The 13,578-nt window shown below is 50.5% G+C and carries 10 protein-coding genes; 2 read left to right on the plus strand and 8 right to left on the minus strand.

Annotated elements, in window-relative coordinates:
* The 4 genes from HNQ92_RS20435 to HNQ92_RS20450 form a co-directional block, all read right to left on the minus strand.
* A partial coding sequence (locus tag HNQ92_RS20435; RefSeq protein ID WP_184176752.1) for an IS3 family transposase occupies positions 1-324 on the minus strand: 324 nt, incomplete at its 3' end.
* A 47-nt stretch (positions 325-371) separates the two neighbouring features.
* The gene (locus tag HNQ92_RS20440) at positions 372-674 is read right to left on the minus strand and encodes a transposase (RefSeq protein ID WP_184176754.1); all 303 of its coding nucleotides are present in this window, start codon (positions 672-674) and stop codon (positions 372-374) included.
* Between the two features lie 57 nt (positions 675-731).
* The gene (locus HNQ92_RS20445) at positions 732-947 is read right to left on the minus strand and encodes a hypothetical protein (protein WP_184177240.1); all 216 of its coding nucleotides are present in this window, start codon (positions 945-947) and stop codon (positions 732-734) included.
* Between the two features lie 150 nt (positions 948-1,097).
* A complete protein-coding gene (locus HNQ92_RS20450; protein WP_221307508.1) occupies positions 1,098-3,014 on the minus strand; it encodes an AAA family ATPase in 1,917 nt (638 codons plus the stop codon).
* A gap of 195 nt (positions 3,015-3,209) precedes the next feature.
* On the opposite strand from HNQ92_RS20450, the gene HNQ92_RS20455 reads away from it, so the two are divergent.
* Positions 3,210-3,560 (plus strand): single-stranded DNA-binding protein, encoded by a 351-nt coding sequence (locus HNQ92_RS20455; RefSeq protein ID WP_184176756.1) that lies wholly within the window; start codon positions 3,210-3,212, stop codon positions 3,558-3,560.
* 65 nt (positions 3,561-3,625) lie between these two features.
* On the opposite strand, the gene HNQ92_RS20460 is transcribed toward HNQ92_RS20455, so the two are convergent.
* Entirely contained in the window at positions 3,626-4,033 is a 408-nt protein-coding gene (locus HNQ92_RS20460; protein ID WP_184176758.1) for a hypothetical protein, read from the minus strand.
* 133 nt (positions 4,034-4,166) lie between these two features.
* A complete protein-coding gene (gene carB, locus HNQ92_RS20465) occupies positions 4,167-6,995 on the minus strand; it encodes a carbamoyl-phosphate synthase large subunit (RefSeq protein WP_184176760.1) in 2,829 nt (942 codons plus the stop codon).
* A gap of 830 nt (positions 6,996-7,825) precedes the next feature.
* Between carB and HNQ92_RS20470 the strand changes: the two genes are divergently transcribed.
* Positions 7,826-8,125 (plus strand): hypothetical protein, encoded by a 300-nt coding sequence (locus tag HNQ92_RS20470; protein ID WP_184176762.1) that lies wholly within the window; start codon positions 7,826-7,828, stop codon positions 8,123-8,125.
* An 88-nt stretch (positions 8,126-8,213) separates the two neighbouring features.
* Here the strand turns inward: HNQ92_RS20470 and glgB are convergent, their stop codons facing one another.
* Both glgB and treS read right to left on the minus strand, forming a co-directional pair.
* On the minus strand, positions 8,214-10,208 hold the full coding sequence (gene glgB / locus HNQ92_RS20475) for a 1,4-alpha-glucan branching protein GlgB (RefSeq protein ID WP_184176764.1): 1,995 nt from the start codon (positions 10,206-10,208) through the stop codon (positions 8,214-8,216).
* 10 nt (positions 10,209-10,218) lie between these two features.
* Positions 10,219-13,578 (minus strand): maltose alpha-D-glucosyltransferase, encoded by a 3,360-nt coding sequence (gene treS, locus HNQ92_RS20480; protein ID WP_184176766.1) that lies wholly within the window; start codon positions 13,576-13,578, stop codon positions 10,219-10,221.

Genomic DNA, 13,578 nt, shown 5'->3' on the forward strand with positions numbered 1-13,578 from the left:
TTTGGGTACTCTGAATTTGATGAACGTTTTGCCCTTCTTATCCCTTCGTTGCTGATTGTAAAGCAGTTTACTTTCCTTCATAAGCCGGTACACCTTCTTGAAATTGATGATCAAGTCCAAGTTCTGGCGCAGCCAGTGAGTCACCTTTATATAGCCATAGTCGACGAAATCCTGCTGTAAGAGCTCCTCGATCCGCCTGACGATCTCCTGATTGGAAAGCAGCCTACCGTCCAACGTTCGGGTATGGGTGCTGGGCCTAAGTCCCTGCTTGCCGCCCGTGCTCTGATAGTACCAGCTGCTGGTAGGAATCTGCAAGAGATTCAAAATCTGCCTGGTTTGGTAACCCTGAGTGATGAACTGAGAGGCCACCATCAGCCGGTCTTGTTTCTGGATTGCGTTTTTTTTAGCAGTTCTTCCTTTACGGCAAGCGCCAACTCCTTCTCAGCCACTAGCTTCTTCAACGCCAGATTTTCTAGCTGTAGACGCCGCAGTTCGGGATCAACGCGCTGGTAGGCTTTGAGCCCATCCCGGCCGCCGGTCTCCAACTGGTCCCGCCAGCGGTAGATCATTTTGGCGTAAATTCCGTGGCGACGGATGGTCTGGGCAATTCCAGTGGCCTCGGCCTCTTTCAGGATTGCCAGCTTCTCTTCGACTGAAAATTTTCTCCTTGACATAATCCTACTAATTTAAGGGGTTTAATTAGTAGAATCCAGTTCCAGGTTTTTAGGGGGCTAGTACAATGTTAATTCGGAATTCTTGATTAAAAAATTACTCAGATCTTTCCAACTTAATAAGTCATTAGCCCATCTCCATTCTCTAATTGTCATTTCAGCAGTAATATCAGTCCAAGGGTCTGCTTCTGGGTCAAGTGGACTACAAAGTCTGTGTTGTTCCTTGAATATTTCAAGAATTTCTTCTGCTGTATATTTTTCTATCGTGTCTGTCATTTTAAAATAGGGCACAACGTTTTGCAGCTACCCGAAGGGCGGGACTTTTACCACAAAACTTGATTTGAAAAACTAATGTTTGATTAACCACAAAACTGTCTTTGGAACACGAAACCCCGCCTTTTGGGTAGGTGCTGTTGGCAGTAGTTTTCATTTTAGTTTAAGTGAATTATTTACCACTTCTATTGGATTTGCTCCCTTTTTTATTCTAATTGGAAAACCAGTTACTTCAAGAATATCCGTTGAAAGATTGACGTCAAGATAAATGTCTTCACCGTCTATATGTTTGGTAAGTGTAAATAAGCTTGATTTAGCACCAAAAAGATTGTTGGAAAATATTTTCAACTCAGTATCTGTTGTCTCTTTCTTTAAAGATGCGAGTGCAGGTGAAACCATTGCTAATAGCAAATCTCGAATTGCTTCAGCTTCGTTTATTTCCTTTACGTTTGAACAAAAGGTCATAGCACGAATTATATCGCTATAAATCTCTTTTACTTTTTCAGAATTTTCCTCCAACAGTCCATTAACTTCATACGATGCTGCGTTGGGCTTTTCATCGACTGTTAAAGTAGCTGAATGCTGATAATATGCTTCAATTGTTCCTTTCCTAAGTATGAAACACCCAAGTTTTTCTAAAAAATTTAAAAGTGATGATAAACGGACTTTTAACGTTAACCATTCAGCTCCATTAGATACTTTTTGTATTTCTTCATCCGAAGTGTTGAATAACCAACAGAACGCACTTCTTCTTTTAGCAATTAGTTCATCTTTTCCTTTGTCTCTATTTATCCAATAATAATGTAACTCTGCCTGATTTTTAATATCGTCCCATTTAGTAGAAACTATCTGACAGAAATCATTATAAATGTCTTTTGCAAATTTAGCTGCATCTCTATGTCCAAGTCCAGCTGCTAATTCTGTAGCTTGAGATAGGTTTGTGAATACACCAATAATATCCAAGTCATCTGTAATTGCATCTGCGTCTGCAAGGAGAGCAGGAACTTTTCCTATTAAACGAAAAAGTTTAATTACTACTGGAAATTGTCCTTTACCTGTTACTGGTAATATTTGAGAACCAGCTGCCTCCAAATTCAAAGAGAGTTTTCTACTTAATGCCGAGCAAATGATTTCATCGCTAGGCCCTTCAACTAATAATGGTGTATGGCAAAAAAGTGCCAATTTATGTTCTTGCCCAAGTCTTGTAAGTAATGCTTGCAATTTTTTACTCTGGAAGTCGCCAAGAGAAGGGTCAATTTGAATTGGGCTTTCTTGAATGTCTTTGCAAAACACAATTGAAGCCAGTTGAGTTACAGAATTGACTTCAATAAATTCAGTTGAATGTGTTGATATAAAAATTAATTTTTTTCCTTTATCTGTATTACTCCCTGCGACTTTTTTGATTTCGTTCAAAAGAAATGATTGAAGTTGTGGGTGTAATGATACTTCAGGTTCATCAATTAATAGACAACCAACTTCATCATCATAAAGTGATGCTAATATCGCAGCTAAATGTAATAAACCACTTGCCTCCCGAGCAGACGAATAATTTTTACTCGTTGTTTGGTCAACTCTTGAAAAGAAGATTTTTAAATTTCCTCCGTCCCAATCCACGACAATATCTCTTTTAAAAAGCTTACGTAATCTCTCTTGTACTTTAATTAATACATCTGCTCTTTCAGAAAGAGTTGCAAAATCACCAAGAATGGTTTCCGTTTGATGTCTTCTTGCTGTAGCAGATTTGTCTCCAAACGTTGCACTGTCAAACCTTGGTTGTCCTCGCTGCCCGTCATAATCAGACCTATAGTTTTCCATAGGACCAAGTCTACCAGCAGAAACATATCTTATTTTCTTTCCGTTTAAGTGTGCACTTAGAGAATGTTTTAATCCTCTTAGAAGCTGAGTTTTGCCTGCTCCATTTGGACCAAGAAATGTAGTTATTCCTCCGTAAATTTTAATTGTCGGGTTTTGAATACCAGTTATTCCTGATTGATTTAGATTTATATTAATGTCAAATGGAAATATCATATTGTGGTTCTTTTTAAAATTGCTGCCAACATCTGTATACACGAACCCCCTTTCGTATATACCCCTAATATAGGCACTACCTATCCGTTTGCAAACGACTACAAACGCTTTCAATCGACTGTAAATACTTAATTACCGAATGGGAGCCGGGCCAGGTACCACCTTTGTATCGTCGCTGGTGTCAGCCAGTTACGGTAACGCAATAGCTAGTTAGGTACTTTTAAAACAAGAAACAACATGAACACGGTAAAACTCATCGGGAACGTAGGACGTGAGATCCTGGTCAAAGAATTTGAAGGCGGCAAGCTGGCTACGTTTAGCCTGGCCACCAACGAAACCTACACCAACCGCCAGCAGCAGGAGGTCACCAATACGGCCTGGCACACGGTAGTAGCCTGGGGCAAGCTGGCGCAGCAGTGCGAGCAGCTGCTGGCCAAAGGCAAGCTGGTGGCGGTGGAGGGTAAGCTTAACTACCGCCAGTACCTCAACAAGGAGAACCAAACGGTAAAAGTAACCGAAATTGTGGCCTTTAAAATTGAGGAGGTAGGGCGACCAGAGGGCACGCCGAACGTACGGATGGTGGCCTAAGGTATCCGTCAGGAAGGTACTCGCCGGGCCAAGGTACCTGGGCGGGTACCTCCCCGTTTTGTGGGTTAGTCCGCCGTGGGGCGTTTCGGTTGGTTGCGGTGGCGTAGCAGCACCACCGTCAGCCCGAAAATGATCGCGGTCAGGGGCGTAAAAATCAGCTTCTCGGTGTCGTTGGTCGAGAGCAAATTACCGACGGTATTGAGCAGGAACAGGAAGGCCATGAACCACAGCACAAAGCCCACGAGGCGGGCAGGAAGCTGGATGGGCAGGAGCCGGGCGTTGATGAGGACGATTAACAGAAAGAAGGCATTTACGACCAGAGATAGGGATTCGAAGCGGTACATGTCCGCTTGGGTCTGTATCCGGCCGCCCCAGACGATGTCGTAGGGAATAATTCCCGTCAGAACGAGGAGATGAAAGACGATGGTCAGCGAAAAAATGAGGATCAAGCCGCGGGTCGCGAAGGTTGCCATGGAGTAGGGAGCCGATAAGCGTAAAACGTGCGTAAAGTACCCGAAATTTGGCCTGAATAGAAATGATCCGCTCACAAAAAATCTCCGCGCAGGCATTGCTGCGCGGAGACTGGAAGTGATTCGCCGGAAGTACCTAGCGGCTTAGGTACAGGTTCCGTTCGCCGTAGATGCGCTGGAAGAAATCGTCCTGGAGGTCATCAATGAAGTAGATGGCCTCGCCGGTGGATTTCATTTCGGGCCCGAGCTCTTTGTTTACGTTCGGGAATTTATTGAACGAGAAAACCGGAATCTTGATGGCCCAGCCCTTTTTGACGGGCTTGAAGTCAAAGTCCTTCACTTTCTTTTCGCCCAGCATGAGCTTGGTGGCGTAGTTGACGTAGGGCTCCTGGTAGGCTTTGCAAATGAAAGGTACCGTGCGCGAGGCCCTGGGGTTGGCTTCGATCACGTACACCTTGCCGTTCTTGACCGCAAACTGCACGTTGATGAGGCCTTTTACTTCCATGGCCAGGGCTATCTTGCGGGTGTACTCTTCGATTTGCCGGATCTCGTCGTCGGTGAGGTCAAAGGGAGGCAGGGCCGCGTGGGAGTCACCAGAGTGGATACCGGCGGGCTCGATGTGCTCCATTACCCCGATGATGTAGGCGTCTTCGCCGTCGCAGATGGCGTCGGCCTCGGCCTCAATGGCTCCTTCGAGGAAGTGATCCAGCAGGATGTTGTTGTCCGGGATGTCGTGCAGGATCTTCACCACGTGTTGTTCCAGTTCCCGCTCGTTGATGACGATCTTCATGCTTTGTCCGCCCAGTACGTAGCTGGGGCGCACCAGCAGCGGGAAGCCCAGCCCGCGCGAGAGCTCCACGGCGGCGTCGGAGGTACGAACCGTCCCGAACTTGGGGTAGGGGATGTCCAGGTCGTGGAGGAGTGCCGAGAAGCGCCCGCGGTCTTCGGCCCAGTCCAGGGAGTGGTAGCTGGTACCGATGATCTTGATGCCGTACTTGTCCAGTTTCTCGGCCATCTTGAGGGCCGTTTGTCCACCCAGCTGCACAATGACCCCCTCGGGTTTTTCGTGCTCGATGATGTCGAAGACGTGCTCCCAGAACACGGGCTCAAAATACAGCTTGTCCGAAATGTCTGGGTCGGTAGAAACCGTCTCGGGGTTGCAGTTGATCATGATGGTTTCGTAGCCGCATTCTTTGGCGGCCAGTACGCCGTGTACGCAGGAGTAGTCAAACTCGATGCCCTGCCCGATGCGGTTAGGACCCGAGCCCAGTACGACCACTTTCTTTTTATCGGAGACGATCGACTCGTTGTCGGGGTTGTCCTGCGAGGTATTGAACGTAGAGTAGTAGTAAGGCGTGCGGGCTTCAAACTCCGCCGCGCAGGTATCCACGCATTTGTACACGCGCTTGATGCCCATTTCTTTGCGGCGGGCGTACACCTTGCTTTCCTTCACGCCCAGCAGGTGCGCAATCTGGCGGTCAGCGTAGCCTTTCTGCTTGGCCGTGAGCATGAGTTCGTAGGGTAGGTCTTCGAGCTCGTACTTTTCAATTTTATGTTCCAGCTCAATGAGCTCTTCAATCTGGCGCAGGAACCAGGCGTCGATCTTGGTGAGGTTCTGGATGGTCTTGAACGAAAGCCCGATCTTGAAGGCGTCGTAAATGTGAAAGAGGCGGTCCCAGCTCGGATGCGCCAGGCTGTGCTTGATGGCTTCCTGGTTGAGCAGCTCGCGGCCGTCGGCCCCCAGGCCGTTGCGCCGGATCTCCAGCGACTGGCAGGCTTTCTGCAACGCTTCCTGGAAGTTCCGGCCGATGCCCATCGCTTCGCCCACCGATTTCATTTGAAGGCCCAGTGAGCGGTCCGCACCCTGGAATTTGTCGAAGTTCCAGCGGGGTACTTTCACGATCACGTAGTCGATGCTGGGCTCGAAGAAGGCGGAGGTAGTACCTGTAATGGGGTTAATGAGTTCGTCGAGGTTGTAGCCAATGGCCATTTTGGCGGCGATTTTGGCAATGGGGTAACCCGTAGCCTTGGAGGCCAGCGCCGACGAGCGCGACACGCGCGGGTTGATTTCGATGACGATGATCTGGTCGTTTTCGGGATTGACCGAAAACTGAATGTTACAGCCCCCGGCAAACTCGCCAATGCCGGCCATGCAGCGAATGGCCAGGTCACGCATTTGCTGGTAGAGCGTATCGGGCAGCGTCATGGCGGGAGCTACCGTGATGCTGTCGCCGGTATGTACCCCCATGGGGTCGAAGTTTTCGATGGAACAGATGATGATGAAGTTGCCGTTGCCGTCGCGCAGGAGCTCGAGCTCGTACTCTTTCCAGCCCATCACGCTCTGCTCTACCAGTACCTCGTGTACGGGGGAAGCGTGCAGACCGTTGGTGAGGGCTTTGTCAAAATCCTCGGGCTTTTCCACGAAGCCACCGCCGGTACCTCCCAGGGTGTAGGATGGGCGAATCACGAGCGGAAAGCCAATCTCCTGGGCAATTTCTTTGCCTTCGAGGAAGGAGCGGGCGGTGCGGCCTTTGCACACATTGGCACCCAATTCCAGCATTTTCAGACGAAATTTCTCGCGGTCTTCGGTGGTTTCGATGGCCTTGATGTCCACCCCGATGATCTGCACGTCGTACTTCTTCCAAATGCCCGCCTTATCGCAATCGATCGCTAAATTTAACGCCGTCTGGCCTCCCATGGTTGGCAAAACGGCGTCTATTTTGTGTTTTTCCAGAATTTCAATAATGTACTTTTTTTCCAGCGGCCTTAGGTACACATGATCGGCGTTGATGGGGTCGGTCATGATCGTGGCCGGGTTGGAGTTGATCAGGATTACTTCAATCCCTTCCTCACGGAGCGACCGGGCGGCCTGCGAACCGGCGTAGTCGAACTCGCACGCCTGGCCGATGACTATAGGCCCTGAACCAATGATGAGAATGGACTTGATGTTCGGATTTTTTGGCACAGTAGTAGAAAATTTTGGAAATGTAGGGAATTGATTTTTTCAATTTTTGAAGAAAGTACCCTCCCGTGCTGCCTCCCTTTATCCTTTGCAAAGGGACTTTTTCGAGGGGTACGCCCAAAAATTCCACAAAGTTAATGTAGATAGATGGAAAAGGGTAGTCTGATTTCCTAAAATCGACTTTTTAACACTACTTTTATAAAAAAAGTCAATTGCCACTACGAAAAAGATAATTTGTTTGCGTTAAATTTGAGTTCCAGCTCCTTGGTTCCTTTTATCCACCTAACCATATACTATTCATGAAAGTACCCGGTACGTTCTTCTTCGTGGCAGGCATCGCCCTATTTTGCGCAGGATGCCAAGATCCCCAACTGCCAGAGCCTATTTACTTAAAAAGTGTCCGGGAGGCTAGGTACCTACCCACCGATAGCCTTATCGTGATGTACCAGTACAATGAGGAAGGAAAACTTCTTTTAGAGCACCGAATACAGGAGGGTAGAACCTTTAAGATCCGGGCTATTGAGAAAATGGAAAAGCTAGGCTGGTATGGTAATGGAGCCTACGTCCTCATTACGTACAATGAGCAAAATCAACCCCTTTTGGTTAAACATTATCGTTCTAATATGGGCTGGCAACTATATGAGTCAGACTCCTCGATATATGAAAATGGACGGTTGATCCAGCTAATACATCATGACTATACTTTTCAAGCGCCGCCAACGATGGTTACAGGATGGCCCATGTGGATTTCAAAGCGATACTACAACTATGGTAGTCATGGGCGTGTAAGTGATATTAAAGACTCCGTATTTATCAAGCACGACATGGTAGGGATGTTACTTGTCGAGGCGCCTCCAAAGTACCTTTACACCAATACGACGACCTTTCAGTACAACAACCGCGGAGAGCTCAGTAAAAAAATAGCCTTTACGGAGAATGATCGAAGGTACCTATATACAAACGGGAGGTGGGTACTTGGTGTTTCCCAACCCGCCGATTTTATCCCAGGCGAAACTACCTACGCCTACGAGTACGCTCCCGACGGGCGTTTGACTCGACAAACCGCTACCTATACCGACGGCACTGATCCCCGCGAGTACGTGAGCGAATGGACGTATGCGTATAACCGATAAGTACCTACTGGGATAAAAAGGAGTCAAACGCGAAGTACCCGCCACCACTTAGGTGACAGGTACTTCGCGTTTTAAGAGACTCAGAAACCTACAACCACGCGTGCGGCTGCACGTACTTCAGCACCACAACGCCCAGCGGCGGCAGTACCAGCGGAATGGAGTGCGTACGGCCGTGCCGCGGGATGGGGTAGGAGGCCAGTTCGGGGTCGTTGAGAACGTCGGAGCCGCCGTACCGGAGGTTGTCGGAGTTAAGTACCTCCCGATAGGTACCTGCCTTCGATACACCGATCCGGTAGTTTTCCCGCACCAGCGGCGTAAAGTTGGCGACGAAGATCAGTTCGTCCTGCGGATCTTTCCCTTTTCTGACCCAGCTCAAAACGGAGTTGGTACCATCCTGGCTATCAATCCACTCGAAGCCCTCTGGCGCAAAGTTGAGCTCGTACAGCGCGGGTTCTTCCTTATACAACGTATTGAGGTCTTTGAGGAGCTTCTGGATGCCCTGGTGGTCGGGGTTGTTGTTCTCGTTCCAATCGAGGCTGAAGTCGTGCCGCCACTCGTGCCGCTGCGCAAAATCGCCCCCCATGAAGAGTAGTTTGGCCCCCGGATGGCCGTACATGTAGCCGTACAGCAGCCGCAGGTTGGCAAACTGCTGCCAGGTATCGCCCGGCATTTTGTTGATCAACGAATGTTTGCCGTACACGACCTCGTCGTGCGAGAGCGGGAGCGTGAATTTCTCCGAAAAAGCGTAGTGCAGGCTGAACGTAAGCTGCCCCTGGTGGTAGGAGCGGTACACGGGTGGCCGCTCAAGGTACTGCAGGGTATCGTGCATCCAGCCCATCATCCATTTCATGTCAAAGCCTAGCCCGCCGCTGCTCACCAGGTGCGTCACGCCCGGCCAGGAGGTGGACTCTTCGGCCACGGTAAACACGTCCGGAAAGTACTGGTGAACCGCCTGGTTGAACTCCTGCAAGAAACGCACGGCTTCCAGGTTTTCGCGGCCGCCGTACTCGTTGGGAATCCACTCGCCTTCGTTGCGGGAGTAGTCCAGGTACAACATGGAGGCCACGCCATCGACGCGCAGAGCGTCGATGTGAAACTTGTCCAGCCAATACAAAGCATTGGAGATCAGGAACGCCCGTACTTCGTTTCTGCCAAAGTTGAAGATAAAACTCTTCCAGTCGGGGTGGAAGCCCTTGCGGGGATCAGCGTGCTCGAAGAGGTGCGTGCCGTCAAAGTACCCCAGGCCGTGCTCGTCGGTGGGAAAATGCGAAGGTACCCAGTCCAGGATCACCCCAATGCCCGCGTTGTGGAGGGCGTCGATGAGGTACATGAAGTCCTGCGGAGTACCAAAGCGGCTCGACGGCGCAAAGTACCCCGTAAGCTGGTAGCCCCAGGAGCCGTAGAACGGGTGCTCCATCACGGGCATGAACTCCACGTGCGTGAAGCCCATGTAGGTACAGTACTCGGGTAGCTGGGCGGCCAGCTCGCGGTAGGTCATGAAGCGCCCGTCTTCTTCCTGGATGCGCCGCCAGGAGCCCAAATGTACCTCGTAGACCGAAATGGGCTTGGTGAGCGGGTGGGCCGCCTTCCGACTTTGAATCCATTGGTCATCCGTCCACGCAAAGTCCAGCCCCCAAACTACCGTGGCCGTGTGGGGCGGGGTTTCCCAGTGGTAGGCGGCGGGGTCGCCTTTTTCAACCTCGTAGCCGTTGGTGGAGCGGATAAAGTACTTGTAGTACGCTTCTTGCCCAATACCCGGCACAAAGCCTTCCCAAATGCCGGAGCTGTCGCTACGGGCGGTGAGAGGGGTACTTTGGCGGTTCCAGCCGTTGAAGTTTCCCACCACAGACACAAACGCCGCGTTAGGAGCCCACACGGCAAAGTAGGTACCTGCTACCCCCTGGTGCTGTACCGGGTGCGCCCCCAGCTTATGGTACAAGTGGTAGTGCGTACCGGACCTGAACAGGTTGATATCAAAGTCGGAAAACAGGGTAAAGGGAGGCGAGGTCGTTGGTAGCTCCTCTACCAACGCGTCCTTTTTTGATTTTTTTGGCTTTTTATTTTGCTCTATGCTCTTTGCCATGTCCAGTTGTTTAAACGGTTTGAAGTTCGGCCAACGGCTTGTCGGCTGACTTCATGATTGCTTTAATCCCCCGGAGCGGTACCATCACCCAGCCCGGTCGGTTATTAAGCTCGTAGTTTAGCTCGTACACGGCCTTTTGCAGCAGGAATGTTTGTAAGAGCGTGTTGAGATCCTCTTTTCCCTGCGGAATGATGGCGTTTCCTTTGACCGTTTCCAGGTAGGCTTTCATGAAGAATCCACTCATGTAGTGGTACCACTGCTCCACGAAAGGCAGCAGTTTGTGGATGTCTTCCTCCCGGATCTGATTATCCAAAAACAAACTACCGTAGGCAGCGTAGTGTAGGGAGCGGAGCATACCGGCTACATCGCGCAGGGCCGAACGCTTCAGGCGCCGCTCGCTGTAGCTCAGCGCGGGCTCTCCTTCAAAGTCCAGAATGACGAAGTCTTTGCCGGTGAAAAGTACCTGCCCAAGGTGGTAGTCGCCGTGAATCCGGATCTTGGAGGTGTCGATTTTCCGGGCGTGGATTCTTTTCATCGTCGTCAGGAGTTGTTCTTTCATGCCCAGAATCTCCTCGGCTTCGTGCCGCACTTCTTCGGGGAGCTTCTTGATATTTCGGCTCAGGCTCTGGAAAGTACCCCGCACCAGCGACTGCAACGAAGAGAAAATCGAACGCTGGTAGTGCAGGGAGAAATCCTCCGATTTGAAATCGGGCAAGTTGCTGCCGGAGGCCAGAGCCAGGTGCATTTCGCCGGTCCTGACGCCCAGGAGCGAAATCTGCTCGGCCACCGTAAGATCCATCAGCTCTTTGAGCGACTCGGGAATGTCTTCGTACGGTACTGAGTCTATCAAACTACCCCGCAGCTCGGCGGGCGGCTGGATGGAATTATCCGACAGGATTTTATCGTTAAAATCATTCAGGCGGTCCAGCAGCATGGCCCAGGCGTCGGTACTGTTACTGACTAGTTCCTGCATCATGCCTAGTACCATGGAGTCGTTTTGGTACTTCCATTCTACGGACCCCACAAAAGCCGGAATGTTGGGGAACTTGGCTTTTTGGCTCAGGAAATGCGTAATCTCCACGTCCGGATTGATAGCCCGATCGACCTTCCGGTACAGCTTAAAGAAGTACTTTCCGTCGTAGGTGATGGAGGTATTGCTTTGCTCGCCGGAAAGTACCCGCGGCTTTATCTTGTCGGTTTCGGCAAGGTGTTTTTTGAGTTCTTTATTACCCAGGAAGTGGATCTCGCTGTTTTTAGCGGGTAGTATCTGGCTTTTGCTCATATTCTCAAACAGCGCCTGCTGCAACTCGAGCCCGTAAATGGCATCGAAGAGTACCCCTTCTTCTTCGTTCCCTACTTTGATCCGGGCTATTACCGCCTGCGGGCAGTTCTCTTTGACGCGGTACGCAAACGGCTCTTTGCCATAAGCCACGGGTAGCTGGTACATCTCTGGCAAGCCGTCTTGATACGATACCTCCAGGAGGAATATGAACGCAGGCGGATTACTACCCAGCGGAATGGGCGCGTGCGTAATCACTTTGATCCCCAGAATTCCTTTGCCTTTCCCCCCAAACCAGCGTACGCGCATCAGGTAGTTGGGTAAAAAGTGCGTTTCCAGTTTTTCCAGCATGGCGGGCTCCAGCAAGCTGTTCCATTTGCTAAGCTCAATGAGGGGTAGTTCCAGGCTTTCGTCAATTTCCGGGTGCGTTTTCTCAAGCACAAAGCACTGGCAGGCGTAGGCTTCCAGCGTAAAGAAATAGGGGGTATCTTCCTTGAAAGCCGGAAATTTGTTTTTGCTGAATATCTCTACCGGCTGGTACCCTTTGAATTGGTCCAGATCCAGCTCCAGGGGCTGGGGAAAGCGGGAAAGGTTGGCAACCACCAGCATGGTTTCGTCTTCGTAAGTACGGGTAAAGGCCAGTACCTTCGAGTTTTCCGAATTCAGGAATTTGATGTCACCCCGGCTAAAGGCTTTGTACTTTTTACGGGTGCTGATCATGCGTTTCATCCACCACAGCAGCGAGGAGGTGTTGCGGGTTTGCAGCTCTACGTTCACCGACTCGTAGTGGTACTGGGGGTCCAGGATCAGGGGTAGGTAGAGCCGTTGCGGATTGGCCTGCGAAAAGCCCGCGTTGCGGTCGGGCGTCCATTGCATGGGGGTACGTACGCCGTCGCGGTCTCCCAGGTAAAAGTTGTCACCCATGCCAATCTCATCGCCGTAGTAGAGGATGGGCGTGCCGGGGAAGGTAAAGAGCAGCGCGTTAAGCAGCTCGATTTTCTTACGGTTATTTTCCATCAAAGGGGCCAGCCGGTGCCGGATTCCCAGGTTGATGCGCGCCTTGGGGTCTTTGACGTACACTTTGTACATGTAGTCGCGCTCTTCGTCGGTCACCATTTCCAGCGTTAGCTCGTCATGGTTGCGCAGAAAAATACCCCACTGGCAGGTTTCGGGGATCTCCGGGGTCTGGTCAAAAATATCCGTGATGGGGTACCGGTCTTCCATTTGCAGCGACATAAACATGCGCGGCATGATCGGGAAGTGGTAGTTCATCTGGCACTCGTCGCCGTCGCCAAAGTAGGCTGCCGAATCTTCGGGCCACATGTTGGCCTCGGCCAGGAGCAAGGTACCTGGGTAGCGGTCGTCAACGTACTTACGGAGCTTTTTCAGGTACTCGTGGGTTTCGGGCAGGTTTTCGCAATTGGTGCCGTCGCGCTCAAAGAGGTACGGTACGGCGTCCAGCCGGAAGCCATCTACGCCCAGTTTGCACCAGAAATTGATGATCTTGAAAATCTCTTCCTGTACGTTCGGATTGTCGTAGTTGAGGTCGGGTTGGTGGTGAAAGAAGCGGTGCCAATAGTACTGCTGGGCTTCGCTGTCCCAGGTCCAGTTGGATTTTTCGTAATCCTGAAAAATAATCCGGGCGTCTTTGAACTGGTTGGGGTCGTCGGTCCAGACGTAAAAGTTACGGTGGTTGGAGCCCTTGGGGGCCTTGCGCGCCCGCTGAAACCAGGGATGTTGGTCAGAGGTATGGTTAATTACCAGCTCGGTAATGACTTTTAATCCCCGTCGATGAGCTTCTTTAAGAAAAGCCTTAAATTCCTTAATGTCGCCGTAGGAAGGATTGATGGTGTAGTAGTCGGCAATGTCGTAGCCGTCGTCGCGCAGGGGCGAGGGGTAAAAAGGCAGTAGCCAAATGGCCGTAACACCCAAGTCCTGGAGGTAGTCGAGCTGCTCCATGAGCCCTTTGAAATCACCGATTCCGTCGCTATTGCCGTCCTTAAAAGCTTTGATGTGGAGCTCATAAATAATGGCATCCTTGTACCAATGCAGATTGTCATCAAGCGCTGTTTTCTTTCCTTCCGTTTTCAT

Source organism: Rhabdobacter roseus (assembly GCF_014202275.1).
Lineage (GTDB): Bacteria > Bacteroidota > Bacteroidia > Cytophagales > Spirosomataceae > Rhabdobacter > Rhabdobacter roseus.